21 protein-coding genes are annotated in these 25,805 nt (G+C 50.2%); 8 read left to right on the forward strand and 13 right to left on the reverse strand.

Features of this window, described 5'->3' with window-relative positions; translation table 11 throughout:
- Positions 1-3 precede the first annotated feature (3 nt).
- From dppC to dppF, 3 genes are read left to right on the forward strand one after another with little or no spacing between them, the layout of a single operon-like run.
- Positions 4-906: a dipeptide ABC transporter permease DppC gene (gene dppC, locus LCF41_RS00245; protein WP_225086403.1), complete on the forward strand. Its 903-nt coding sequence runs from the start codon at positions 4-6 to the stop codon at positions 904-906.
- Between the two features lie 13 nt (positions 907-919).
- Complete coding sequence (dppD, locus tag LCF41_RS00250) at positions 920-1,900, forward strand: dipeptide ABC transporter ATP-binding protein (RefSeq protein WP_181847320.1); 981 nt, start codon at positions 920-922, stop codon at positions 1,898-1,900.
- Positions 1,897-2,907, forward strand: a complete 1,011-nt coding sequence (gene dppF, locus LCF41_RS00255; protein ID WP_225086404.1) for a dipeptide ABC transporter ATP-binding subunit DppF — start codon at positions 1,897-1,899, stop codon at positions 2,905-2,907. The genes dppD and dppF overlap by 4 nt, the downstream gene beginning before the upstream one ends.
- A gap of 98 nt (positions 2,908-3,005) precedes the next feature.
- Here dppF and LCF41_RS00260 read toward each other — a convergent pair whose 3' ends face one another.
- On the reverse strand, positions 3,006-4,256 hold the full coding sequence (locus LCF41_RS00260) for a valine--pyruvate transaminase (protein ID WP_225086405.1): 1,251 nt from the start codon (positions 4,254-4,256) through the stop codon (positions 3,006-3,008).
- Positions 4,257-4,648: 392 nt separating this feature from the next.
- Between LCF41_RS00260 and LCF41_RS00265 the strand changes: the two genes are divergently transcribed.
- The 3 genes from LCF41_RS00265 (at position 4,649) to ggt (ending at position 8,953) form a co-directional block, all read left to right on the forward strand.
- The gene (locus tag LCF41_RS00265) at positions 4,649-5,857 is read left to right on the forward strand and encodes an aldose 1-epimerase family protein (protein WP_225086406.1); all 1,209 of its coding nucleotides are present in this window, start codon (positions 4,649-4,651) and stop codon (positions 5,855-5,857) included.
- Between the two features lie 178 nt (positions 5,858-6,035).
- On the forward strand, positions 6,036-6,947 hold the full coding sequence (locus LCF41_RS00270) for an EamA family transporter (protein ID WP_225086407.1): 912 nt from the start codon (positions 6,036-6,038) through the stop codon (positions 6,945-6,947).
- Positions 6,948-7,159: 212 nt separating this feature from the next.
- Positions 7,160-8,953 carry a gamma-glutamyltransferase gene (gene ggt, locus LCF41_RS00275; RefSeq protein WP_225086408.1) on the forward strand — a complete coding sequence of 598 codons (1,794 nt, stop codon included), beginning with the start codon at positions 7,160-7,162 and terminating at the stop codon, positions 8,951-8,953.
- Between the two features lie 116 nt (positions 8,954-9,069).
- Here ggt and LCF41_RS00280 read toward each other — a convergent pair whose 3' ends face one another.
- From LCF41_RS00280 to eat, 12 genes are all read right to left on the reverse strand, one after another.
- On the reverse strand, positions 9,070-9,396 hold the full coding sequence (locus LCF41_RS00280; RefSeq protein WP_225086409.1) for a zinc ABC transporter substrate-binding protein: 327 nt from the start codon (positions 9,394-9,396) through the stop codon (positions 9,070-9,072).
- Positions 9,397-9,467: 71 nt separating this feature from the next.
- The gene (locus LCF41_RS00285; RefSeq protein WP_225086410.1) at positions 9,468-9,932 is read right to left on the reverse strand and encodes a DUF4279 domain-containing protein; all 465 of its coding nucleotides are present in this window, start codon (positions 9,930-9,932) and stop codon (positions 9,468-9,470) included.
- 144 nt (positions 9,933-10,076) lie between these two features.
- A complete protein-coding gene (locus LCF41_RS00290) occupies positions 10,077-10,460 on the reverse strand; it encodes a hypothetical protein (protein WP_225086411.1) in 384 nt (127 codons plus the stop codon).
- Positions 10,457-10,873 (reverse strand): deaminase domain-containing protein, encoded by a 417-nt coding sequence (locus LCF41_RS00295; protein WP_116156659.1) that lies wholly within the window; start codon positions 10,871-10,873, stop codon positions 10,457-10,459. Before LCF41_RS00295 ends, LCF41_RS00290 begins: the two co-directional genes overlap by 4 nt.
- A 234-nt stretch (positions 10,874-11,107) precedes the next feature.
- Positions 11,108-11,485 (reverse strand): hypothetical protein, encoded by a 378-nt coding sequence (locus tag LCF41_RS00300; RefSeq protein ID WP_225086412.1) that lies wholly within the window; start codon positions 11,483-11,485, stop codon positions 11,108-11,110.
- 357 nt (positions 11,486-11,842) lie between these two features.
- Positions 11,843-12,172, reverse strand: a complete 330-nt coding sequence (locus tag LCF41_RS00305) for a zinc ABC transporter substrate-binding protein (RefSeq protein WP_225086413.1) — start codon at positions 12,170-12,172, stop codon at positions 11,843-11,845.
- Positions 12,173-12,321: 149 nt separating this feature from the next.
- Positions 12,322-12,711 carry a DUF4279 domain-containing protein gene (locus LCF41_RS00310; RefSeq protein WP_225086414.1) on the reverse strand — a complete coding sequence of 130 codons (390 nt, stop codon included), beginning with the start codon at positions 12,709-12,711 and terminating at the stop codon, positions 12,322-12,324.
- Between the two features lie 143 nt (positions 12,712-12,854).
- Positions 12,855-13,241, reverse strand: a complete 387-nt coding sequence (locus tag LCF41_RS00315; RefSeq protein WP_225086415.1) for a hypothetical protein — start codon at positions 13,239-13,241, stop codon at positions 12,855-12,857.
- Positions 13,238-18,610: a DUF637 domain-containing protein gene (locus LCF41_RS00320; RefSeq protein ID WP_225086416.1), complete on the reverse strand. Its 5,373-nt coding sequence runs from the start codon at positions 18,608-18,610 to the stop codon at positions 13,238-13,240. The genes LCF41_RS00315 and LCF41_RS00320 overlap by 4 nt, the downstream gene beginning before the upstream one ends.
- 38 nt (positions 18,611-18,648) lie before the next feature.
- The gene (locus LCF41_RS00325; RefSeq protein ID WP_225086417.1) at positions 18,649-20,331 is read right to left on the reverse strand and encodes a ShlB/FhaC/HecB family hemolysin secretion/activation protein; all 1,683 of its coding nucleotides are present in this window, start codon (positions 20,329-20,331) and stop codon (positions 18,649-18,651) included.
- 256 nt (positions 20,332-20,587) lie between these two features.
- Positions 20,588-21,931 (reverse strand): aspartate aminotransferase family protein, encoded by a 1,344-nt coding sequence (locus LCF41_RS00330; protein ID WP_225086418.1) that lies wholly within the window; start codon positions 21,929-21,931, stop codon positions 20,588-20,590.
- 25 nt (positions 21,932-21,956) lie between these two features.
- Positions 21,957-23,318 carry an ethanolamine permease gene (gene eat, locus LCF41_RS00335; RefSeq protein WP_225088249.1) on the reverse strand — a complete coding sequence of 454 codons (1,362 nt, stop codon included), beginning with the start codon at positions 23,316-23,318 and terminating at the stop codon, positions 21,957-21,959.
- Positions 23,319-23,576: 258 nt separating this feature from the next.
- On the opposite strand from eat, the gene LCF41_RS00340 reads away from it, so the two are divergent.
- Together LCF41_RS00340 and qhpR are read left to right on the forward strand one after the other, a co-directional pair.
- A complete protein-coding gene (locus LCF41_RS00340) occupies positions 23,577-24,584 on the forward strand; it encodes a phosphotransferase enzyme family protein (protein WP_225086419.1) in 1,008 nt (335 codons plus the stop codon).
- A gap of 157 nt (positions 24,585-24,741) precedes the next feature.
- On the forward strand, positions 24,742-25,800 hold the full coding sequence (gene qhpR / locus LCF41_RS00345; RefSeq protein ID WP_225086420.1) for an AraC-like transcriptional regulator QhpR: 1,059 nt from the start codon (positions 24,742-24,744) through the stop codon (positions 25,798-25,800).
- Positions 25,801-25,805 lie beyond the last annotated feature (5 nt).

Genomic DNA, 25,805 nt, shown 5'->3' on the forward strand with positions numbered 1-25,805 from the left:
AAGATGACAAATGTCACTGAACCTGTTGTAAACAGCGCACCGAAGCCGATGACCCCGCTACAGGAATTCTGGCACTATTTTAAACGTAACAAAGGGGCGGTCGTCGGCATGGTGTATGTCGTGCTGATGCTGATTATCGCCATTGGCGCCAACGTGTTGGCACCACATGCGCCCGCTGAGCAGTTCCGCGACGCGTTGCTTCGTCCGCCGGTCTGGCAAGAGGGCGGAAGCTGGCAGTTCATTCTGGGCACCGATGATGTCGGGCGTGATGTCCTGTCCCGCCTGATGTATGGCGCACGTCTGTCGCTGCTGGTCGGCTGTCTGGTGGTGGCGCTGTCGCTGGTGCTGGGGGTGATCTTCGGCCTGCTGGCCGGGTATTTTGGCGGTGTGGTCGATGCGCTCATCATGCGTATCGTCGATATCATGCTGGCACTGCCAAGCCTGCTGCTGGCGTTGGTGCTGGTGGCCGTTTTTGGGCCTTCGATTGTGAACGCCTCGTTGGCGCTGACCTTCGTGGCATTGCCGCACTATGTCCGTTTAACCCGTGCGGCAGTGCTGGTGGAGGTTAACCGCGATTACGTCACGGCTTCACGCGTGGCGGGAGCCGGTTCGGCGCGCCAGATGTTCGTCAACATTCTTCCTAACTGCCTGGCACCGCTGATTGTGCAGGCGTCTCTCGGTTTTTCTAACGCTATTCTTGATATGGCTGCTTTGGGTTTCCTCGGTATGGGTGCACAGCCGCCAACGCCAGAGTGGGGCACCATGCTCTCGGACGTTTTGCAGTTTGCGCAAAGCGCCTGGTGGGTGGTGACGTTCCCCGGTTTGGCAATTTTACTGACGGTATTGGCGTTTAACCTGATGGGGGACGGCTTGCGTGATGCTCTCGACCCCAAACTCAAGCAGTAACAGAGGTAGAGAGATGGCGTTGCTCAATGTAGATAAACTGTCGGTTCACTTTGGTGACGAGGATTTGCCGTTTCGGGCGGTCGATCGCATCAGTTATCAGGTGGAAGAAGGGCAGGTGGTCGGTATCGTCGGGGAATCCGGCTCCGGTAAATCCGTCAGCTCGCTGGCGATAATGGGGCTGATTGACTACCCCGGCAAAGTGATGGCCGACAAGCTGGAATTTAACCAGCGCGATTTAAAGCAAATTTCCGAGAAAGAACGGCGTAATCTGGTGGGCTCTGAGGTCGCGATGATCTTCCAGGACCCGATGACCAGTCTGAACCCGTGCTACACCGTGGGCTACCAGATCATGGAAGCCATCAAGGTGCATCAGGGCGGTAACCGCAAAACCCGTCGTCAGCGGGCGATTGACCTGCTGACGCTGGTCGGGATTCCCGATCCGGCTTCGCGCCTCGATGTCTATCCGCACCAGCTTTCCGGCGGGATGAGCCAGCGCGTGATGATTGCGATGGCGATTGCCTGCCGGCCGAAGCTGCTGATTGCCGATGAGCCAACCACGGCGCTGGACGTGACCATTCAGGCGCAGATTATTGAACTGCTGCTCGAACTGCAACAGCGCGAGAATATGGCGCTGATCCTGATCACGCACGATTTGGCGCTGGTGGCCGAAGCGGCACACCACATCATCGTGATGTATGCCGGGCAGGTCGTGGAATCAGGCAAAGCGGCGGACATTTTCAGTGCGCCCCGCCATCCGTATACCCAGGCGCTGCTGCGTGCGCTGCCTGAGTTTGCGGCGGACAAGTCCCGACTGGCATCGCTGCCGGGCGTGGTGCCGGGCAAGTACGATCGCCCTAACGGCTGTCTGTTAAACCCACGCTGCCCCTATGCGCAGGACCGTTGCCGTCAGGAAGAACCTGCACTGCGCGATATTCCTGGTCGTCAGGTGAAATGTCATACACCGCTGGATGATGCGGGGAGACCGACCCTATGAGTGAACTGAACGCCACATCGCAGCCGTATTTACTGCATGCGATTGATTTGAAAAAACACTACCCGGTGAAGAAAGGTTTTTTTGCGCCGGAGCGGATGGTGAAAGCGCTGGACGGCGTTTCCTTTACGCTGGAGCGCGGTAAAACTCTGGCGGTGGTGGGAGAGTCTGGCTGTGGAAAATCCACGCTGGGCCGCCTGCTGACGATGATCGAAACCCCGTCTGATGGCGAGCTGTACTATCAGGGGCAGGATCTACTGAAGCCCGATCCGCAAGCGCAGAAACTGCGCCGTCAGAAGATCCAGATCGTGTTCCAGAATCCTTATGGATCGCTGAACCCGCGTAAGAAAGTCGGACAGATCCTCGAAGAACCGCTGCTGATCAACACGGAACTGTCAAAAGCCGAACGCCGTGAAAAAGCACTGGCGATGATGGCGAAAGTCGGGCTGAAAACGGAACATTATGACCGCTATCCGCATATGTTCTCTGGCGGCCAGCGTCAGCGTATCGCTATTGCCCGTGGGTTGATGCTGGACCCGGACGTGGTGATTGCCGATGAACCGGTGTCGGCGCTGGACGTGTCGGTGCGTGCACAGGTGCTGAACCTGATGATGGATTTGCAGCAGGACTTGGGGCTGTCTTACGTCTTCATCTCGCACGATCTGTCCGTCGTCGAACATATCGCTGATGAAGTGATGGTGATGTATCTGGGTCGCTGTGTCGAGAAGGGCAGTAAAGATGCCATTTTCAACAACCCGCGTCACCCTTATACACAGGCGTTACTGTCCGCGACGCCGCGCCTGAACCCGGATTTACGCCGCGAACGCATCAAGCTGACGGGCGAGCTGCCCAGCCCGCTGAATCCACCGCCGGGCTGTGCGTTCAACGCCCGCTGCCAGCGCTGCTTCAGCACCTGCACCCAGTTCCAGCCACAGTTGAAAACCTACGGTGAACAGCAGGTCGCCTGCTTCGCTGTCGATCAGGATGAACAGGGTAGCGCCGTCGCCTAGTTTGCCTTCACCTCACCTACGTTGTGCTGGCGTAGGTGAGTGGAAACGTGACTGTCGCGCCGCGAGTTAGCCGCTACTATTGCGACAATCGTGGTGAATTAGGCTTCCTGCATCGCCTTTTCCACTTCTTCCGCCAGAATCGCAATACCCTGTTCGATTTTCTCCGGCTCCGGCACATAGTTCATGCGCATGCACTGGTTGGCGTGCGGCCAGTCCTGATCCAGACCGGGGAAGAAATAGTGGCCCGGTACCATGAGAACACCGCGTTTTTTCAGGCGCTGGTACAGGATTTCCGTCGTGATAGGCAGATCCTTAAACCACAGCCAGAGGAAGATCGCCCCTTCCGGTTTATGAATCAGGCACTGCTCGGGCGACAGGTAGCGGCGAATAATGGCGATAGTTTCTGTTACGCGCTGCTGGTAGAACGGGCGTATGACGTCGTTAGATAAGCGCAGCAGATCGCCACGCTGAATCATCTCGTGCGCTAGCGCCGGCCCGACCGCACCTGGAGACAGGCTAATGATGCCGTTCATGTTGCCGATCGCCGAAATCACCTTTTCATCCGCAATCACGATACCGCAGCGTGAACCGGGCAGGCCCAGCTTGGACAGGCTCATGCACAGGATGATATTCGGGTTCCACAGCGGCGTCGCGTCGCTGAAGATGATACCGGGGAAAGGCACCCCATAGGCGTTATCAATCAGCAAGGGAACCTTGTGCTGCTGCGCCAGAATATCCAGACGCATCAGTTCGTCGTCGGTTAGTACATTACCGGTCGGATTGGTTGGGCGAGATACGCAGACCAGCCCGATATCATCGGTAATCGATAGGTGATCGAAATCAACGTGATATTTGAATTGCCCTTCAGGCAACAGCTCGATCTGTGGACGAACGGAGACGAACATGTTGTCGTCCAGCCCGGAATCCGAATAGCCGATATATTCTGGCGCCAGCGGGAACAGCACCTTTTTCAGGCTGCCATCGCTGTGGCGACCTGCAAACAGGTTAAATAAGTAGAAAAACGCACTTTGGCTGCCATTTGTCAGCGCAATATTCTGTGGTCCAATCTGCCAGCCTAATTCGTTACTCAGGAGTTCGGCCAACGCTTTAAGCAGCGTATCCTTACCTTGCGGACCGTCGTAGTTGCATAGCGCTTCCGTTAATTTCCCTTGTTCCAGCATATCCTGACACAGCTGCTGGAAGTAGCGGTCCATCTCCGGAATGTGTGCCGGATTGCCGCCCCCCAGCATGATTGCGCCTGGCGTACGTAGCCCTTCGTTCAGGTCGTCCATTAATTGGGTGATGCCAGCGTGGCGCGTGAATTTCTTGCCGAAAAGAGAAAAGTTCATAGTTTATTTATCAGTGATCGTACACAGGTTAGCGGCAACCATAGCGCTTGCGCCAATAGGGTGCAATGTGGTCAAAAAATAATCTGATAATTTTTTATCTCGCCATGTATTTAAAATTCAGCATGAATGTCTGAAAGTCATGCTGGCGAGAAAAGGATTTTAGGCGACATATTTTATGTGGCTGAAACGATGTCAGCTTTTACCGATCAATATCTCAATAATTCTGTAAATATAGATGCCATTCATGGTGAGTTAGTGATGCTAATCGGATAAATAACGCGACAATGCTGAATTTTTCTATCTGGTGATAGCTATCACATTCTGACCATCAGCTGATTTGTAGTCTTTAGCCCGCATTAGCTAAAACAATTCAGCAAAGAGGGATGATCAACATGAAAAAATTACTGGCTATAGGCATTACATTGGCGCTGACATCATGGCAATTATCGGCGCAGACGTTTGTGCTGACAGATGCTGAAGGCAGTGTAGAAAAGGGAAACTGGCAAATTGGCAGTGATGCCCTGAAGATAAAAAATCAGCATTTCAGCATTGAGCAAAAAGTCCTGCACGGCGGACGTCAGGAAGGCAGTAAAGTGATTACGATTACCAGCCAGGACGGGCTGAAAATTGCCCTTAGCCCGACGCGAGGGATGAATTTACTGCATGTGACGGGCAAAAACATCCGTTTGGGGTGGGATTCGCCGGTTGATGAGGTCGTAAACCCGAACACCATCAATCTGGAAAGCCGTAATGGACTGGGCTGGCTGGAAGGTTTCAATGAGATGATGGTGCGTTGCGGATTCGAATGGACGGGGCACCCGGTCGTCAGCGAAGGCATGATCTATACCCTGCATGGCCGTGCGGGCAACACACCAGCTTCAAAAGTGGTCGTGGAAGTCAGCGATAAAGCCCCGCATACCATTACGGTACGAGGCCTGCTGAAAGAAAACAGCTTTAAGAAGTCGAATCTGGAAACCTGGACCGAGCTGCGTTATGTCCCCGGCAGCGAGTCGTTTACCGTGCACGATGTGCTGACCAACAAAGCGGATTACCCGCGTGACTACCAAATTATCTACCACAGCAATTTTGGCACGCCGATTCTGGAAGAAGGCGCACGTTTCATCGCGCCGGTGAAAGAGATTTCTCCGTTTAATGACCACGCTAAAGCGGGTCTGGCCAGCTGGCAAACCTATAAAGGGCCGACGAAAGACTTTGATGAAATGGTGTTCAACATTACGCCGTACACGGATGCACAGGGCAAAACGCTGGCGGCGCTGGTGAACAAGGCGGGTGATAAGGGCGTGTCGATTGCCTTTGACACCCATCAACTGCCGTTGCTGACGCTGTGGAAAAACACGGACACGGAAAAACAGGGCTACGTCACGGGGATCGAGCCCGGCACTAACTACGCCTACCCGGTGACGATTGAGCGTGAGCAAGGGCGGGTTAAAAAGCTACAACCCGGCCAGAGCACGACGTTTGAGCTGACATACAGCCTGTTGAGTAGCGCAGAGGCGGTACAGAAAACGGAACAGAAAGTGAAAGCCATTCAGGGTGACAACACCACCACGCTGACGGAAAAACCTATCGCCATCGAGTAGCTGCGATCTATGCCGACCACGGGTCAGGTGGTCGGCTATTCCACCCCATTCTTCTGCTTGTCCATTATTCCGCTTAGTCATTGTCACGTAATGTCATAATTATCTTTTCTTATTCGTTTTTTCATTTTACGCGTACCTTGAAGAGGGTATTGGTTACCTATTTGATCAGGGGATGAGGATGTCGTTGAAAGATGCGCTGCTCGCGCTTTGTGTTGTGGTGTTATGGGGTGTGAACTTTGTCGTGATCAAAGTGGGGCTGAACGACATGCCGCCTTTTTTGCTGGCAGGGCTGCGTTTTTCGCTGGTGGCGCTCCCGGCTATTTTCTTTGTGCCTTTTCCGCGTATTCCCCTGAAATGGCTGGTTGCCTACGGCATGACTATCAGCTTCGGTCAGTTTGGCTTTCTGTTTCTCGCTATCAAGCTGGGCATGCCCGCAGGGATTGCCTCGCTGGTGTTACAGGCTCAGGCCTTTTTTACGCTGCTGGTTGGCGCGGTGTTGCTGTCAGAAAAGCTGCGCTGGAATCACGTGGTTGGGATTCTGGTGGCGGTGATGGGCATGGTGGTGCTGGCTGAAGGACGCACGGCGCTGCAAATGTCTTCCGGTATGACCACCACCACGCTGCTGCTGACGCTGGCGGCGGCGCTGTCATGGGCGGTGGGTAACATCATCAATAAAATTATCATGAGCAAAAACAGCGATGTACGCATCATGTCGCTGGTGGTGTGGGGCGCGCTGGTGCCTGTCGTGCCGTTTTTCATCAGTTCCTGGTTGTTCGAAGGCGGAGACGCGATTGTCCATAGTTTAACGACGATCCAACTGCCGACGATCTTGTCTTTGGCCTATCTGGCGTTTGCGGCAACCATCATCGGTTACGGGATTTGGGGCAGCTTGCTGGCACGCTATGAAACCTGGCGTGTGGCACCTTTGTCGCTGCTGGTTCCCGTCGTTGGGTTGGTGAGCGCCGCCATTTTTCTGGGTGAATCGCTCTCACTATTACAGATTGTGGGCGCGGTGCTGATCATGCTCGGCTTGTTGGTGAATGTGTTTGGTGCACGGCTGCGCTCATGGCGACCCGTGCGACAGCCGTGAGCTGCGTGTCCCGTAATGGGGCGTATTTATCGTGCAGCGTCGCAAAGCTACGCGGCTATTTTCGCAATTTCTCATGCCTTTCCTACGCTTTTTACTGGTGCTGACGGATCCGTTAAGCCGTGGTCATTTTCTGGCGCGGACTTTGCAAGTTGGCTTCGCAAGAGGGTAGAGCTAAAAGCAGTCAGTGAAATCAACGGGATAAAGGGGTCTCCATGAGAATAAGAAACACGACATTGGGAAGGGTGGCATCGGGAAAATGGCTGCTGTCACTGAGTGTGACGGCGCTGCTGGTGAGTGGGGCTGTGCAGGCGGCGTCTGCCCCTGCGGTGGAAGCGAAAAACGGCATGGTGGTTAGCTCGCAGTATCTGGCTTCGCAGATTGGTGTCGATATCATGAAGATGGGCGGCAATGCGATTGATGCCGCCGTGGCCGTGGGCTACGCGCAGGCGGTGGTGAACCCCTGCTGTGGCAATATTGGTGGCGGTGGGTTTATGACGCTGCATCTGGCCGATGGGAAAGACACCTTTATCAACTTCCGTGAAACGGCACCTGCGGCGGCCAGCGCCAACATGTATTTGAACGCGGATGGGAGCGTGAAAAAAGATGCTAGCCTGTACGGCTATCTGGCCGCTGGCGTACCGGGAACGGTGCTGGGGCTGGATACCGCGCTACAAAAATACGGCAAATTGACGCGTGAACAGGTAATGGCCCCGGCGATTAAGCTGGCACGTGAAGGCTTTGAGCTGACGCGGGCAGACACCGATATTCTGGACACTACCGTAAAACGCTTCAAAGCCGATCCTGAAGCGGCGCGCATTTTCCTGCGTCCCGACGGCAGCCCGTTGCAGCCCGGTGATAAGCTGGTACAAACCGATCTGGCGAATACGCTGGCGGCGATTGCCGCGAAAGGGCCGGATGCCTTCTATAAAGGTGAAATTCCGCAGGCGGTGGAGAAAGCGGCAAAGCAGGGCGGCGGCATTCTGACGGCGGCTGATTTTGCCGATTATCGCATTACCGAAACGGCGCCGGTAACCTGTAATTATCGCGGTTATCAATTTGTCTCCTCGCCGCCGCCCAGTTCCGGTGGCGTCACCATGTGTGAAATCCTCAATATTGTCGAAGGTTACGACATTAAATCGGCAAGCTTTAACTCGGCGGCCACCGTGCATGTGCTGACGGAAGCGATGCGTCATGCTTACATGGATCGCAACACCTACCTCGGCGACCCGGCATTTGTTAGTAACCCCGTTGAGCGGTTATTGAGTAAGGATTATGCCGCTGAAATTCGCAAACAAATCGAACCGGAGAACGCGACGCCGTCCAAAAACGTGCAGCCGGGGATCGGCCCGCATGAGCGACCGGAAACCACGCACTATTCCATCGTGGATAATCAAGGCAACGCGGTGTCCACGACTTATACCGTGAACGGGCGTTTTGGTTCGGTGGTGATTGCGCCGGGAACAGGTTTCTTCCTCAATAACGAAATGGATGATTTTACGGTGAAAGTGGGCGAGAAAAACCTGTACGGTTTGGTGCAAGGGGAGCGTAATTCGATCGCCCCCGGTAAGCGCCCACTTTCGTCCATGAGCCCGTCGCTGGTGACGAAAGACGGCAAGGTCTTCATGGTGCTTGGCTCACCCGGCGGTTCGCGCATTATCACTATCACGCTGCAAACGGCGCTGAATATCATCGATCACGGCATGGCACCGCAGGAAGCGGTAGACGCGCCGCGCATCCATCATCAGTGGCTGCCGGACGAGGTGTATTACGAACAGCGCGGGCTGTCTGCCGATACGCTGAACCTGCTGAAGCAGCGTGGCTACAAGATGGTGGAACAGACGCCTTGGGGCGCAGCAGAGATGATTTTGGTCGGCTTACCGGGCGCGGCGGGCGTCACGCCAGCGGATTCGGGCAATGACTCGGCGGTATCCGGCAAAGTACGGGAAGGCTACCTGTACGGCGCAAACGACATCCGCCGCCCAGCCGGAGCGGCGATAGGGTATTGATTTGAATGCACGTAAGGAGAAGCGGTTTACTTCCCCCTACCTATGGATTATTTTTAACTATTAACAACATCCATGAATTAAACATCATGGATGTTGTCTTAATTACTCTTAATCTCTCATTTTGGACCTTCCCACAAGAGCTTAGACTTCATTTCTTGTGGAAGCATCTCAAAAAGAGATGATATAAGTTTTTTTTGACCGCTATAAGCTATTGAAATATCATCACTACAGTTTTCGATATAATACCTTGCCTGATTGTTTAGAAAGTAAATATCGTGATCTTCAAAATCTGGCGTCAAGATCGTGTAAGCCAAGTTATGGACAAGTTCTGCCTCATGATAGCATGAACGATCGGTTCTTCCCTTATGTGACTGTACGTTACGAATGTACGGGATAGCGAGAATAAGCATTTTAACGTAGATTTCGTTTTTATTAATTTTCATTTTTTATTCGTTATTTTTTTATAAAAATGCCTGATTGTAAAACCAGGCGTTTTGTCAGTAGTACGATTTACTTATTCGTCAGGGAAGAAATAAATATTAAGTGAGCACTCTAGATCTAAATCAGCTAATGCTTTCATTTGCTCTGGCCAGAGAACGGGGTCACCTTCACCATGTGCAGACCACCACACACACCTCAATGTCATTTGTACGCCAGAAGTGCTTTGCAATTCTCGTAATCCAGAATGAGAGGCGCTGAGTTTATCGATGACCCAGTCAATATGCTCTCTTAAATCTTTCGATTTAACATCGTTTTCAGACGAAAGAAACCATGATGATATTTTTACCTTTCGTGTACGTCCAAGGCTATTTGTTATTTCATCACCAACTATAAATTTTCCTGTTGGCTCGATGTTTAGTAATCCACTAATGTTATCCGGGTGCATTTCACCAGGGTAGATTGATAGCATTGCATGGCATTCTAGGCATGTCTGAAAATCAGGATTTACGGTGTTTATCCTTGAGTGGATAGGGTTCATTATAAAAAATCTCCGATGCTTCCAACTACTTCGCCAACGATATCGCTGTCATTGCTATTGTATAGATTTCACCTATAAAGGTCGTGCTGAAGATAATTTATTCATCTTTTGAGTAGCGGCCCGTAGAGGGCCGCTCTGTCTGGTCTATTCTGATTTTTTATCAATTAACCCTAATAAAGACATATCATAGAGAAGATCTGATTTTTCTTCCTCGGTGATATCTTGGATGAGTCTATCCAAATCCTGATTTGAGAGGCGTATGTTTATACTGTTACGTAAATTTTTTTCAACCTGCTGTGGTCCCCTTCCTGCCATTAAAACCAATGTGACTACGTCGAGCATTAGGTTTTCTATATCTAATTCATAAGCATTTTCAAACTGATAGTATGCATAGCCGATCTCTGACTCATGTTCAGCCCATCTTTCACCTCGGCGATTAAACGACTCAAGTTTATTCCTGCAATAGACATAATAATATCTTAAAAGAGAGTTTTTAATTTCTTCATAATTAATTCTTTCCTCTGTCATTTTTTTGCTCCTGGTCTCAATGTAATCCCGTTGTTGTCAAGTATTTTCACTTCAATCCCAGGATATCTTTGCTGAAATTGCTCTACAACTCCTAAGCAACTTCCACAGGCTGGACGCTCTGTAAAGATAGTAACCGTTCCTTTAGCTGATATATTACCAGCTAATTTGTCTGAAATATTATCCAGTATCTTATATTCTGAATCCGTATTTCTGGCTATTATAAACCCCTTATTGTTAGGTATCTCTTGGTATTTGAAACTCTCACTTCCTTTACCAACTAAGCCATTACCGGATACATTCACACCACTATGCGCAGCTAGCGTTTTTGGAATTCCGGGGATATTAATATCCGCAACAGCAACATTACCACTACGTTTGGGATCTGATGGTAGTCCTGCTCTTAAATCTGTCACCTGCTGCCTAAAACCAGCCGCTTGTTGTATGGTCTTCTCATTAATCAGATAACTTTTCCAGCCAGCGGTTGGCGTAACGAGGCTTTTTGACTGGTACTGATTACCGACGCCTGCCTTCCCGATGCCCGCGAATGTACTCGCTATCGAAATACCAAAACCTAAAGTTTATTTAGCCTCAAGATGAGGCCTATTAATTTTTGCTAGTAGCGACCCACAAGGGCCGCTCTGTCTGATCTATTCTGATTTTTTATCAACTAATCCTAATAAAGACATATCATAGAGAAGATCTGATTTTTCCTCCTCGGTGATCACCTCTAATAACTGTGCCAGAGGATGTTCAGCGAGAATTTTTTCTATCATCTCTCTATGGTATTTTTCTGCTCTTTCTGGCCCTCTTCCTGCAATCATAATTAAAGATAAGACCTCAAGCATTAAATTTTCAATGGGGAAATCATAAGATCCCTCTGCTTGATCATAGGCATAGCCAATCTCTTGAAAGTAAATATTTTCTATTTCTTTCCCTTTGTTTTTAACAAATATTATGTTTCTACAGCAGTCATAATATTTAATTAAAAATGATTCTTTTATTTCTTTGTAATCAATACGTTTCATTTTCTAATTCCTTCTCCCGGGGGTAAGTCTTACACCATTGTTATCCAAAACGTCAACTTTAATTCCAGGGTGTTTTTTCTGAAACTGTTCAATAAAACCTAAAAATCTGTCGCAGGCCGGTTTTTCAGTGAAGGCATTTTTATTATTGAGTTTGGTTATCGTCTGGACGAACACTTCTGACAAATGACATTTATATCGAATGGTGAATAATCTTGTAATTTAATTGATATCAATTGGTTATAGGTTGATTTTTTTGATATTCATATTTCCCCTCCCCATGCCTATGGTTGTTTTTAACGATTACACAACATCCATGAATTAAACTTCATGGATGTTGTCTGAATTACTCTTAATCTCTTATTTTGGACCTTCCCACAAGAGCTTAGACTTCATTCCTTGTGGAACCATCTCAAAAAGAGATGATATAAGTTCTTTTTGACCGCTATAAGCTATTGAAATTTCATCGCTACAGTTTTCAATATAATACCTTGCTTGATTGTTAAGAAAGTAGATGTCGTGATCTTCAAAGTCTGGCGTCAAGATCGTGTAAGCCAGGTTATGGACAAGTTCTGCTTCATAGTAGCATGATAAATCAGATGATTTTTTATGTTTTTGCATGTTCCTGATATAAGGAATAGAAAGTAACAACATTTTTATATATATTTCGTTCTTTTTTATTTTTTTCATTAATAGGATGACCGAACTATTTATTAATGCGTTATTTTAAATCAGGTAATTTATTATTGGTATACTTTATGATGTTATTCTTCAGGAGAAAAATAGATATCAAAAGCACATTCTAGATCCAAATCAGCTAATGCCTTCATCTGCTCTGGCTAAAGAACGGGGCCGCCGTCACCATATGCAGACCACCATACACACCTTAGTGACATTTTTACGCCAGAAGTGCTTTGCAACTCGCGTAATCCGGAATGAGAGCTATTGAGCTTATCGATGACCCAATCAATATGTGCCCTTAAATCTTTCGACTCAACATTGTTTTCAGAGGAAAGAAACCATGATGATATATTTACCTTTCGTGTGCGTCCAATAGAATTTGTTATTTCATCTCCAGCTACAAATTTTTCTGTCGGCTCGATATTTAGTAATTCACTAATGTTATCGGGGTGCATTTCACCAGGATAGATTGCTAGTAATGCATGGCATTCTAGACATGTTTGAAAGTCGTGGGCTATAGTGTTTAATCTTGAGTGGATAGGGTTCATTATAATAAATCTCCGATGCTTCCAACTACTTCGCCAACGATATCGCTGTCATTGCTATTGTATAGATTTCACCTATGAAAGTCGTGCTGAAGATAATTTATTCATCTTTTGAGTAGCGGCCCACAAGGGCCGCTCTGCCTGAATTATTTAGGTTTTTTTTCAATCAATCTTAGTAGTTGCATGTCATAAAGTAAGTCTTTCTTCTCATCTTCTCCAATATCTTTAATCAGTTCTTCCAGAGAGTTTTCCGCTAAAATAGTGGTTATTGATTTCCGGATACTATCTTCTACATTTTCAGTTTCCCTGCCAGCTATTAAAATAAGCTTAAAGACATTTAACATTAGTTTTTCAATAGGTATAAAGGGAGTGTTTTCAAACTGATAGGAAGCATATCCAATCTCTTCACCATCATAATCATTCTTCTCACCTGTTTTTATATATAGTTGTAGTTTGTTTCTACAACAATCATAAAAGCAACTCAAAAACATATCTCTTAATTCTTTATATGTCATTCGTTCGTCGTCGATCATTTTAATCTCCTTGGGACTAACATTACGTCATTATTGTCAATGACTTCCACTGTGATTCCCGGATATTTTTTCTGAAACTGGTCAACAACACCAAGGCAACTCTCACATGCTGTCCGTTCCGTAAAGATGGTAACTTTACCTTGGGCTGTGACGTTACCCCCCAACTTGTCAGCCAGATTATCCAGTATCTTATATTCAGAGTCAGTATTTCTAGATATTGGCTTACCTTCATTGTTTTTAATAACTTCATATTTAAAATTTTCACTGCCTTTTCCTACAAAACTTTTTTCCTCAATGTCAATCCTACTGTGTGCCGCCATGGATTTTGGCATATTGGGTATATCAATTTGTGCCACGGCCACATTACCTGAAGTTCTTATGTCACGTGAAAATGGTGCTCTTGCGTCCAGCACCTGCTGCCTAAAACCTGCTGCTTGCTGTATGGTCTTCTCATTAACCAGATAACTTTTCCAGCCTGCGGTTGGCGTCACGAGGCTTTTTGACAGGTACTGATTACCGACGCCTGCCTTGCCCATGCCCGCGAATGTACTCGCTATCGAAATACCAAAGCCTAAAGTTTCTACTGTGTCCTTAGACCAGCCTGTCATCTGGCTAAAATTTTCAATCCATTGGTTTCTGGCAAACATCTGACCATCAGAAATGCTGTCGCCTGTGGTATAGGTAAACAACTGTTCCATGTCATAGCCAACATAAAGCGGATAATTGCTTGTACGTTGCCGATCTTTTTGCACCCAATAATTGGCGAGTATTCCATCTTCTTCGCGTGTTGTTGGGTACAGTGCCATCAACGTTTCATATTGCTGGCGTTCTTCTGAATTTAATGATTCCTGTGCCACACAGTTAACTTTGCGGCAGGATGCTGCCAACAGGCGCATTTCCTTCTCTTTGTCACCTTTAGCAAGCTCTTTGATGGCCTGAATTTCATCAAGGTGTAATTGTCGATTAAAGCGTTCAACAATTTCAGCGGCGCTGGCACCGCTATTGACGCCACTGGCTTTGCCTGTGGCGACTGCGCCCATAATCGCACCCGCGAAGCGGCTGATTTGTGCCTGCTTTTCTTGCCACCCTTCTGATTTTACAAGGTTATCGTTAATAATTATGCCAGCCAGCTCTGCTGCCAATGCACCAGCCGCAGCGCCTTTGACGTTACCACCGCTGATTTCAGCTGCTACGCCCGCGACGACAGCATGGCTGAGTGCTTTGCCCGGCACATCAAGGACAGAGCCGTTATCCCCTATAAACTTCGCCCCTTCAGCGTTAATTTGGCTGCCGATATTACTTAGGAGCGCGGTGGTGAAATTATCTTTGAAGCTACCGCCGTTAATCGCGGTGCCGATGCTGGAGCTGATCACTGACTGTCCAGCGACACGCTGCGCGACCTTGCTCCAGTCACCGTTGCTGAGCATGGGCAATTTGGCTTTAGCGGGATCGATGACGGTTGTACCGTTAGCAGCCTGACTAAATTGCATGATTTCATCGAAGCCTGCTAATGCGCCGCCGATCACCATTGAGGTAACCAGTGATTTGACCGAGTCACTGCTGCTCATGGCCTGTAACGTTTTAGACAGGTTGCCTTTGTTATCAACCAGTGCGACTGCCGCCTGCGAGGTCAGTGCTGTCATCCCTGAGTAGGCTGCTCCATAGGTTGAGGCAGTCACTACCGCACTTGTGCTTCCTACCGTACCGGCAGCTAAATCTGCCGCATAAGCCGCCAGACCAGAACCTGCGGTTACCGCCGCAACGGCAATCGCAATCACAGCTCCAACAACAGGGTTCAGGCTTTGTGTGGTGTGGTTCCAGGTACTGTAAGCGTCTTGTACCGTGTTCCATTGCACATCGGGGCGGGTATTTAAGTCTTTCAGCCAGGCTGTGCCGGGGTTATTACTTAGTGTTAGTAGGGCATTTTGCAGGGACTGCGCATTCTGGGTTTTTATATCAGCGGTAATACCAGTAGCGGCATCAATTGTCAGTTGGCCGCCAGAGTAGATGCTTGGAAGCAACCAGGTGTCTTTGGTATAGCCTTTGTCATTGCTCTTGATGAAGAACCCTTTTGAGGTAGTGATCGTCTGCTCAAATGCCGTATTTTTGACGGCTTTGAAGTTCACCTTGCCTTGTGTGCTGGTCAGCTTGGCGTTTTTGCCTGCGTTGATTTTGCTGGCTTCATAGGTGCTGTCATCACGGCTGAGCAAATTGATATCACCGCCTGCGGTGAATTCTGTCACTTTGTTCGTTACATTGTGGCTGGTTTGTCGAATGGTGGTTTTCTTGCCGTACCATTTGCGCTTAGTGGTGGTTTTCTCGTAATGGTTACTTTCTTCTACCGCTTGTGCGTAAAGGAAACCGCCTTTGGCTGCGGCATCTAACGTGCCTTTGGCGATCAACTGGGTCGCCTGGAAGAGAATGCTGCCGTTGGATAATAGGGTGAGTATTCCACCACTGTTTAAAGCGACATTTTTTTGCGTGACGGACTCGCTATATTCGTTGCTTCCCTCTCGATAAATGTGATTAGCCACGGCGTTAAATTCCATTTTCCCACCGGAACTTAATGTCATATCGCCGCCGGAAGAGAAATCGGTTCCAATTGCGCTCAGCTCTCCATTGGAAGCTATCGTCAGGTTTTTGCCCGCATGAACCTTGGCGGTAACATTTCGGTCGTCTTTATTATTATCGTTCTGACTGTCAATTGCGGAGTAGGCCGTAGCGAGCAATTTCAAGCTATTGCCTGCGAGTAGAGCTACATTGCCATTGGCGGATAAGCTAGCTGATTGTGCAAGCAAGTCTTTTCCGCTAGAAATTAATAGCTGATTTCCGGCGTTGATAGTACTGCTTAGTTCGGCCTGTCGAGAGTTGGCAAATAACGCCTCGGGAATCGTGTTGCTCTCTCTTGGATTTAGATTGATATTATCTCCTGCCGTCAGGTTGATATCTTTAGTCGCCTCCAGTGAAATACCTGCTATATCCAGCACGTTTCTGGCATTTAACGTAATGCTGTCTGTTGAAGTAATGTTCCCAAGGTGGTTAAAAGCATTATCAAATTTTTTCTGTTTTTCGGGATTGGTGAACGTACTACCAATTTTTTGAGGGTCTAAAATAGCCCCATCATTTTTAACTGTAATATTATTGCCTGAAATAAATGAAATGTTTTTTGTTTTTCCTATGTCAATGCCATTTAATAGAATGTCTTTCCCCGACTGAATAGATAGGTTTTCTGTTGCATTTAATGTGCTGAATTGACGATCTCCATCAACGGAGAAATGCTTTTCGGCGCTTTCGGTATAAAGTGAAGTCTCTCCTTCACGACTTAAAATTGTAATATTTTTTCCTAAGAATTTATTTTGATTTGCATCAATTCCATTACTTGCGAGAATAGAAAGATCACCTGCTGAGTTCAGTTCACCACCAGTTAGTTTTACATTTCCTTCAGATAATATACTCAGATTCCCTGTTGATTTTACAGAACTTTGGTTTTTTATATCTTTGGACTTAAAGATAATTTCTTTCCCTGTGATACTATAGGAATGTGGTGCTGAGTAAGTTTTCTCATAAAGTTCCGTAAGATTCTCAGGGGCGTTATCCTCGATCTTTATTGTGTCAGTGAAATCTAAAACAAGACTGCCACCTGCATGGATTTTGCTGCTCAAATATTCTTTTTCAAGCCAGGTTTTTTTATTACCATCCCGAACTAAGGGAACTGAGGCATCTCCCCATAATGGATATTCATCAATGTTAAAACCATCAGGGATTGGTGAAATATCAATGCCAATGTCTCTCTCGTCGAACTTAAGAGCTAATTTGACGTAGCTATTTGAATCACCAATAGAATGGTTAAATATATTTGCATTTTTTCCAGTGGTAAGAATATCTCCCAGTGCGGAAATAGTACTGTATTTGCTATTCAGTGTAGATGAATTTATATAGATGTTTTTTCCTGATGAAATGTTCCCTTCTCCGCTGGAAAAAAATGTGTACTTGTTTTTTTCTGTGTTGGCGTACGGATTTTCTGTAAATTTAAAACTGCCAATCCAGCGTAAATTCCTATCATCTACTACACCAGAATAAATGGTAACGAATGAATCACGCCCTGAGCCATCAATCATTATTCCAAATTGGCCATCAATTGATGTTGAATTGGCTGGTGTGCTAATTTTATTAATTGAGAATTGATCGACGATATTATCCAACAGCTCCGTCCGAATCACCAAATCCCCGGTATTGGTCTTAATCGTCCCCGAGCGGTTTTCGACCTTAACGCCTTTGTTCCCTGTCGCGTCTTTTTGGATCCACAGGTTGTTGTTGGCCTGAATGGTGGCCTGCGTGTTGGTCAGGTTATCGTTGAACAGGCGCATATCTTCGCCTGCTATAATATTCCCTTGGTTATTCAATACGGTACTGGCAAGCGTGATATCTCGGTCGCTTTTCACTGTATTACCAGCAGCAATATCGACCTGCTGTGCACTCAGATTAAGATCGGTTTTCGCGTGAACATTACCGAGCTGAATTTTGCCTTTGCTGTCCAGCGTGATGCCCTGTTGAGAGCTGGTCAGGTTAGCGACGTTAGCGCCGACTCCGTCCTCGGTTGCCACGAGCCGGATGCGTTCTGCATACATACCGCCGAGCGCTTTGGTATCCACCGCCAACAGCGGTTTGGTACCTTCTCCGGCGATGGGGGCGATCGTGCCGGTTTTGAAATCGACCCGATTGCTGCCTTGAGTCAGCGTCAGGCCTTTTGCGTTGATTTTGCCGTTCAGTTCAGTTGCCCGGCTGAGGATATCGACATAATCCGTTGCTGAACCGTCCAGGCCTTTTCCACCAATGGTGATGCTGCCTTTTTTCACTTCCAACGCTTCAAGTGCGCCTTGCTGATCCAGCACCGGTTTACCCGTCGTCAGCGTGGCTGAAGGTGTGTTGATGAACCCACATCCATCACAGGTGATACCATTCGGGTTGGCAATCAATACGTTGGCTTTCTTCCCGAAGACTTCTATTTTCCCTTGCAGGTCTGAGCGGGTGGAGCCCGTCACTTCGTTGATAATCAGATCGGCCGCTTTGCCCTTGAGGTTGGCGTTAGCATTGAGCTGTCCGGCCAACTGCGATTGACCTGCGGCAATGCTGTTGTTGAGCACCGCACCGGGTGTCCCGACGCTGAAATCTTTATAGGTATTGTGAGAAACACCTGCCGCATTTGGTGTTGCGATATTGATGACCGGTACGGCACCCGCGTTGTTGACCTGCGTGCGTGGGCCGTCTGGCGTGAGTGCCGCGAATGCGGGGTGTAACGGTTGGATCGCGGTCAGGTAGATCAGCAGATAGCTAAGTCCGCGTGTGGCGCGGTTATTGAATTTTTCCATGTGACTTTCCTTGTTTTCCTTTTGCTGTGAATAAAACGCTAATCAAAAAGTGCTGTAACGGGGAGGGAGACGTTCCAGTAAACGACGGCGTTATCGGGATGGAGATCGTCTGGGAAATACAGCGGTACGCCGAGCGACACGGATTGGCTTACCCAACGTGAAGATGCGGACAGACCAACGGAAGCACCGGTCATATTGCCGCCATCGACTTTGCCGGTTTTTCCGGCGATCCATCCGCTATCCACTGCCGTTGTGAGCGCGATATCACCCAGAAGCGGTAGCGTGGCGACTTGCCAGTTCACTTCGTTGCGCCAGTAGAAACCCCGATTGCCGGTCAGCGTTTGCTCTTTAAATCCCCGGACGGAATACTCGCCGCCGAGCGAGACGCGTTCGCTGGTATACAGGTTGTCCGGCGTGGTTTGGCCGTAAAGGGATGTCAGGAAGGTCAGCGAGGGGGCAAGCGGATAGAAATAGCTGCTGCTGACGCTAAATTTACGGAACTCGCTGCGCGGCAGGCCACGGTTTTCCTTTGTGTCATCCGTTGCACCCCAGCTCCTCAAGCCGTGGCTTAGCATCGGGTTAAGCGTAAAATATCCACCCGCCAGCGTGGTGCTATAGCTCAGTCCAATACTGGCGCTACTGACCGTCGGGCTGCTGATTCCAAGGCGTTCACCTGCCATGCGGTTCTCGGTGCGTCGGCGAGAGAGCGCGCTATCCAGCGCCAGCTTCTGCTTCCCATCTCGGTAGAGCGTTCTGTTGAGGCTTAGCCGATTGGTGTTGCTTTGGCCTTCATAGCGATACGTGCTACTGCCAATCGGGATTGGCTGGAAAAAGTCGTTCCAGGCGTATTGATAGCCGAGCGTCCAGTAGCCATAAGGCAAGGACATCCCGCCCGATAACGCTTGGCTGCCGTAGCGATGGTTGAATGCGCTATCACGGCTGGCGGTGAGCCACCAGCGGTCAGCGAGTCGCAGCGGGTTATCGAGCGTGAAATGAGTGGAAAGCTGTTCGCGGCCCGTGCTTTTTTGCCCGCTGTTGTCAGCATTGAGGGACACGGTCACAGGACGGGATTGCGTGGTGCGTTTGAGGTAAACAATCGAACTTCCGGCTTGCTTTCCCGGCTGAATATCAATCGCTACCTGTCGTGAAGGTAGGCGATTAAGCTGTTCCATCCCTTGTTCGATATCGCGCAGATTAAGAATACGTCCTTCCAGCCCGGGGAATGCCATCTTGATTGCCAGTGGTGTTTCCCCTTCCATGCGGATGGCTTCTATCTTTCCCTCGCTGACGCTGATGATGAGTGTGCCTCCAGAGAGGTCTTGCTCCTGTAAATAGGCCTGACTGGTGACAAAGCCGTGATTGAGATAGGTGTTGGTCGTTTCCCTCACGGCGTTATGGATGGTGACTAAATCCAGGCAGCGATTTTGGTAGCGTTGCTGGAGAGCGGCCCGATCTTTCGTCGAGAGAGTGTTTGCATCGTGAAAGACAATGTTTTGGATGGGGAAGCAGACGGCATCTTTTACTGTTGATTCAGTGACCGTGGGTATCGTTAAGGTGGTGCTGTTTTCCAACGATAACCGCTGCTGTTTGGCCTGCTCCAGTAATGCTTTTTGCTGGAGTTCCAGTGCATCTCGATCCGTTGGGCTGATGGCAGTGGCGGCAAAGGCTGAGCTGCTGAGGCTCAAAAGAATAAGGCTTATAAAAGAAAGGGTTTTACACAAAATGAACGCGATCCTTACGTTGATTTACATTTTGCGCTTATATACACAAATGCCTTATTCCGTGACTAGGTAAAATCGATACCCGATAGAAATTCGACAGAATGCGTTGAGAAATTTAATTTATGAGAATAAAAATGAGAGTCATTATCATTTTTATATAAATAGGCAGATAACAATATCGTAAGACATAATAATTTTTATATTTATCATAGGGTTTCCGCTGCTATGGAAACCCTATGAAGGGGAGAACACGAAATCAGACGTGGGTTAGCGCGCCCAGGCAGTCATCCAGCGCGCCGACCAGCCAGTCAATGTCCTGAGTTTGGAACGCCAATGGTGGACGCAGTTTAAGTACGTTGCCATAAGGGCCAGCGACTGATGTCAGTACACCACGGTCGCGTAGTGCTTCTGTCAGATTCAGCGCCAGCGTTTTATCCGGTGTTTTGTTCTCTCTGTCGCTCACCAGTTCAAACCCGATAAATAACCCCGCGCCGCGCACGTTGCCTACACAAGCGTATTTGTCTTGCAGGGTGGTCAGTTCCGCCAGTAACTGCGCGCCCACGACGCGACTGTGTTCCTGAAGTTGCTCATCGTGAATTACTTTCAGCACCGCCTGCGCCGCAGCCATGGCCACTGGATTTCCGCCGAACGTGTTGAAGTAGGGGATCTGGTCGCTGAAAGCGGCGAGCACGTCGCTTTTTGCCAGCAGCCCGGAAACCGGGATGCCGTTGCCCATCGGTTTTCCGGTGGTGATGATATCCGGCACGACATCATGCCGTGCGAAACCCCAGAAAGCATCGCCGGTGCGCGCGAAGCCGGGCTGAACTTCATCCGCGATGAAAATACCGCCATTACGGTGCACCACATCAACCACAGGACGCAAAAAGCCGCGCGGATTGGGGTGTACGCCATCGGAAGAGAAGATCGAGTCCGCAAGGAACGCGGCAAATTTGATGCCGTGCGCTGCCATATCATCGATCTGTTTCTGGATTTCATTGGCAAACCATACGCCCAGATCGGGCGTATTGACGCGATAAGCGTCCGGTGGTGGCACCAGTCGAGTGGTCGCCGCCAGCGGTTGGCCGCTGCCTAATGCGGGTGAGGCGCCGGAAGTCAGATCGCTGGTGCCATGGTAGGCCTCACGCGTCACGATAACCCCTGTGCCGCCGCTCCAGGCCCGCGCGACGCGGATCGCCAGATCGTTGGCTTCCGAACCTGTGCACATATACATGGCACGGTTGATGGCCGCGGGTGCGGTGGCGAGGAGCTGCTCTGAATAGTCCAGAATACGTTCATGCAAATAGCGAGTATGGGTGTTCAACTGCATCATTTGTTGATGAACGGCATCGATGACTGCCGGGTGGCAGTGCCCGATGCTGGCGACGTTGTTATAGACGTCGAGGTACTTTTTGCCATCAGCGTCCCAGAGATATTGTCCCTCACCGCGCACCAGATGAACCGGTTTGCGATAAAACAGTCGATAGGACTCGCCCAGTACCCGGCTGCGCTTGTCGGTCAGCGTACGGATATCCGCGCTCAGCGCGTCGGCATGCTCGGCGCGGAAACTGTTGGTATCCATGATGGTTGAACGTGTAGCCATAATCTCTCCAATGTGCGTTGCAATGTTAGTTGGCATCGGCGACAAGTGGTTCAAGCAGATGTTCCCGTCGTGCTTTGGTTGTCAGGAAATAGAGGTAACCGAGCAACATAAAGGTACAGAACAGCCCACCTATCACCGGATTGAACCAGAGCATCGCGATCAGGCAGATGATGGCGCAGACGAGTGCGAATGCGGGGACGATGGGGTAACCGGGCGCGCGATAGCTGCGTGCCATATTGGGTGCGCTGCGGCGCAGGCGAAACAGGCTTAGCATGCTCATGATGTACATGACGATGGCACCAAAAACCGCCATGGTAATCATCGCTGCGGTCAGGTTCATGCCCTGGAGATTAATGCCATCGCAGAAGATGGCGGCAATCCCGATCGCGCCGCCAGCCAGAATCGCACGGTGTGGCGTATGGAAGCGGGACAGCTTGGCAAGTCCCGGCGGAAGATAACCTGCGCGCGCCAGTGCGAAAAACTGACGGGAGTAGCCCAGAATAATGCCGTGGAAGCTGGCGATGAGGCCGAACAGGCCAATCCACACCAGCATGTGCATCCAGTTGGAGTTTTCCCCGACGATGATCTTCATTGCCTGTGGCAAGGGATCGTTGAGGTCGGAGAGCTGGCGCCAGTCACCTACGCCGCCCGCCATCAGCATCACGCCAATGGCTAAAACCACGAGCGTCAGAATGCCGCTTACGTAGGCGCGCGGAATCGTGCGTTTGGGATCTTTCGCTTCTTCGGCAGCCATTGCCGCGCCTTCGATAGCGAGGAAAAACCAGATGGCGAACGGTATCGCCGCAAACATACCGGAAATGGCTGCGGGTGAAAATTCATGTTGTCCCGCCCAACCGTGCGCCACGAAATTACTCAGGCTGAAGCCCGGTGCGACTACGCCCATAAAGACCAGTAATTCCATGACCGCCAGCAGCGTGACCACCAGCTCAAACATCGCCGCCAGCTTCACGCCGAGAATGTTAAGGCTCATGAAGATAAGGTATGCGCCAACGGCCGCGAATTTGGGATTCAGCTCGGGATATTGCACGTTCAGGTAGGCGCCAATCGCCATCGAAATGGCAGGCGGTGCGAAAACAAATTCAATCAGCGTGGCCATACCGGCAATCAGGCCGCCCAGATCGCCGAACGCGAGTCGGCTATAGGCAAAGGGGCCGCCAGCATGGGGGATCGCCGTAGTGAGTTCGGTAAAGCTAAAAATAAAGCAGGTGTACATGGCGGCGATGAACAGCGTCGTGACCAAAAACCCTAACGTGCCCGCGACGCCCCAGCCGTAGCTCCAGCCAAAATATTCACCAGAAATTACCAGTCCTACCGCGATACCCCACAAATGCAGGGTGCCCAGCGTGGGCTTTAATTTGCTCGTCATCACATTATCCCCGTCAGTCTGCTCATGGTTATTCGGGGCCAGTACGGCAACCCCTGTTGGCTTGTGTAGCGATAATGCCCACGCTTGTTGGTAGAAAACTTGACGCTGGCGTATCGAATGCTGCGCGCTGAAGTCAACTTTTACGGTGGGTATCGCGCCTGCGCCTTCTGGGGTCAAACCGGGGTTCTGGTGCGTCAAGTTTCTCTGCACGACACACGCCATGCTGAACGCTCGTTGACTCGCGTCGGAGTGGGAACCATGAGTGCTAAACAATATGACACCTTAAGTAATGCAGAAATTACCGCGCTGGCGCACCGGGCGCTGGCCTGCTATCCGGCGGCGCTGCAAGGGGAACTGCGGCTGCTATGTCGTTCGGAAAATGCGACGTTTCTTGTTTCGTCGGCCGGTAAGCGCTATGCACTGCGGTTACATCGCAGCCATTACCATCAGAAAGCGGAAATTGAAAGCGAGTTACAGTGGCTGGACGCGTTGCGTGATACGGGGATTGTGGTACCGGAAGCCGTGCGTGATGCGGTGGGGGAACGTGTACAGTCGCTGGCTCTCCCTGACGGCTCCTGCCGCTACGCCGTGTTGTTTCACTGGATTGACGGCGATATGCCGACCACTAGCGTCGATCCACGTGCGTTCCGGCAACTGGGCGAAATCACCGGCCGGTTGCACCAGCACAGCCGTCAGTGGCAAAAGCCCGACGGTTTCCGGCGTATTGTCTGGGATCATCACACGATGGTCAGTGCGCAGAGCCACTGGGGGAACTGGCGTGACGCGCCGAATTTGTCGATGGCGGAGCACGGCATTGTGGAAGACGCGATTGAGCGTATGGGGGCAGAGATGGCGGCATTTGGTAAAGCGCCGCAGCGCTATGGCCTGATTCACGCCGACCTGCGCCTGACCAATCTACTTTTGCATCGTGGTGAAACGCGCGTGATCGATTTTGATGATTGCGGCATGGGGTGGTATCTGCACGATCTGGCTGCGGCGATTAGCTTTGTGGAGCACCATCCGCGTGCGGCAGAGTGGGTTGAAAACTGGCTGTGTGGCTACGAACGTGTCGCGCACGTCAGCGATGAGGAGCTGGCGCTGCTGCCGACGCTGCTGATACAACGGCGTGTCCAGCTCACCGCATGGGTGGGGTCGCATGCAGAAACGGAGATGGCGCAAAGTCTCGGTGCTGACTGGGCAAAACACAGTGTGCGCCTGTGTCGTCGCTATCTGGAAACCAGCGATCTGCCGATTGGCGTGGCCTGAATGCACCACGGGCGGGCAGCCTGCGCTATGGTAATGCCCGCTCATTGAATGCACGGTTTATAACCCATTGATTTAATGTGAGTGAGGACTGGTACGAAACTTGCTGATCGTTTCATGACCCGTTGGCGGGCAGAGTGATACGGCGAGGTGAAAGAAAATGGAAAATGTGACGTACTCTTCGGCACTGAACGCGGCATTCTGCTGCCACCGAGGTGTTTTGGCGGCGGCAGCGACCGGGCTTGGCGACTTTATTCATGATAACGGCGGCGATGCCGATCGTATCTTTGGCATTAGCGGCGTCGATCCAGAACAACTTGCCAGCCCGACACTCAGTCTGGGACTGGTGAACTATTGCCGGGTGATGGAGGAAGCGGCGCGTAATTCGGGTGTTGATAATTTCGGTTTACACTACGGCAAGCAGTTTAAACCGCAGTCATTAGGCCTGATCGGCTATATCGGCTTATGTTCCGACACATTGGAGCAGGCGTTGCACAACGTGGTGAAGGCATTTCCCTGCCATCAACACGATACGTTGACGCGCATGGTGGATAAAGGAGACTGCTGGCGGCTGGATTATCAGGTGCGGCACGGCGCCATTTTACATCGCCGTCAGGATGCTGAACTGACGCTCGGCATGTTTCTCAACCTGATCCGCCATGTTCTGGGTCGGCATTGGGCGCCACGCGAGGTGCATTTTGAGCATCCTCGTCCTGAAATGTGGCATGAGCACTGCAAGGTGTTCGATGCGCCGGTTTACTTCGATCAACCCTACAATTCCCTGCTGATCCCCAAACATCAGCTGATTCGTACCATGCCGGATCGCGATATGACGTTGTTGCTGGTGATGCAGGATGCCATTCGCCGCCTGAATGAAGCGTCACCACAGCAAAGCATTGTCGATCAGGTGCGCACGCAGGTGCATCTGTTATTGATGCAGAAAGAGCCGACGCTGGAAGACGTGGCGGAAAAGGTCGGGTTATCCAGTTGGTCCCTTCAGCGTCGTTTACGTGAAGAAGGGCTCAGTTTCTCATTGCTGGTTGATAAGCTGCGCTGTGAAATGGCGACGCACTATCTTCAACAGAAGCAGCTGCCGATTTCGGAAATGGCGCTGTTGCTTGGTTATTCCGAGGTGAGCGCCTTTTCCCGGGCATTCCGTCGCTGGTTTGGCATCAGCCCTCGTCAGTGGCGCAAAGGCGAGGCTCTCAACCTCGCCTGATGCGG

The sequence above is a fragment of the Pectobacterium colocasium genome (genome assembly GCF_020181655.1).
GTDB lineage: Bacteria > Pseudomonadota > Gammaproteobacteria > Enterobacterales > Enterobacteriaceae > Pectobacterium > Pectobacterium colocasium.

Coding starts and splice junctions, on each gene's coding strand:
- dppC (WP_225086403.1), top strand. CDS start 4: ATGACAAATGTCACTGAACCTGTTGTAAACAGCGCACCGAAGCCGATG.
- dppD (WP_181847320.1), top strand. CDS start 920: ATGGCGTTGCTCAATGTAGATAAACTGTCGGTTCACTTTGGTGACGAG.
- dppF (WP_225086404.1), top strand. CDS start 1,897: ATGAGTGAACTGAACGCCACATCGCAGCCGTATTTACTGCATGCGATT.
- LCF41_RS00260 (WP_225086405.1), bottom strand. CDS start 4,256: ATGAACTTTTCTCTTTTCGGCAAGAAATTCACGCGCCACGCTGGCATC.
- LCF41_RS00265 (WP_225086406.1), top strand. CDS start 4,649: ATGAAAAAATTACTGGCTATAGGCATTACATTGGCGCTGACATCATGG.
- LCF41_RS00270 (WP_225086407.1), top strand. CDS start 6,036: ATGTCGTTGAAAGATGCGCTGCTCGCGCTTTGTGTTGTGGTGTTATGG.
- ggt (WP_225086408.1), top strand. CDS start 7,160: ATGAGAATAAGAAACACGACATTGGGAAGGGTGGCATCGGGAAAATGG.
- LCF41_RS00280 (WP_225086409.1), bottom strand. CDS start 9,396: ATGAAAATTAATAAAAACGAAATCTACGTTAAAATGCTTATTCTCGCT.
- LCF41_RS00285 (WP_225086410.1), bottom strand. CDS start 9,932: ATGAACCCTATCCACTCAAGGATAAACACCGTAAATCCTGATTTTCAG.
- LCF41_RS00290 (WP_225086411.1), bottom strand. CDS start 10,460: ATGACAGAGGAAAGAATTAATTATGAAGAAATTAAAAACTCTCTTTTA.
- LCF41_RS00300 (WP_225086412.1), bottom strand. CDS start 11,485: ATGAAACGTATTGATTACAAAGAAATAAAAGAATCATTTTTAATTAAA.
- LCF41_RS00305 (WP_225086413.1), bottom strand. CDS start 12,172: ATGAAAAAAATAAAAAAGAACGAAATATATATAAAAATGTTGTTACTT.
- LCF41_RS00310 (WP_225086414.1), bottom strand. CDS start 12,711: ATGAACCCTATCCACTCAAGATTAAACACTATAGCCCACGACTTTCAA.
- LCF41_RS00315 (WP_225086415.1), bottom strand. CDS start 13,241: ATGATCGACGACGAACGAATGACATATAAAGAATTAAGAGATATGTTT.
- LCF41_RS00320 (WP_225086416.1), bottom strand. CDS start 18,610: ATGGAAAAATTCAATAACCGCGCCACACGCGGACTTAGCTATCTGCTG.
- LCF41_RS00330 (WP_225086418.1), bottom strand. CDS start 21,931: ATGGCTACACGTTCAACCATCATGGATACCAACAGTTTCCGCGCCGAG.
- eat (WP_225088249.1), bottom strand. CDS start 23,318: ATGACGAGCAAATTAAAGCCCACGCTGGGCACCCTGCATTTGTGGGGT.
- LCF41_RS00340 (WP_225086419.1), top strand. CDS start 23,577: ATGAGTGCTAAACAATATGACACCTTAAGTAATGCAGAAATTACCGCG.
- qhpR (WP_225086420.1), top strand. CDS start 24,742: ATGGAAAATGTGACGTACTCTTCGGCACTGAACGCGGCATTCTGCTGC.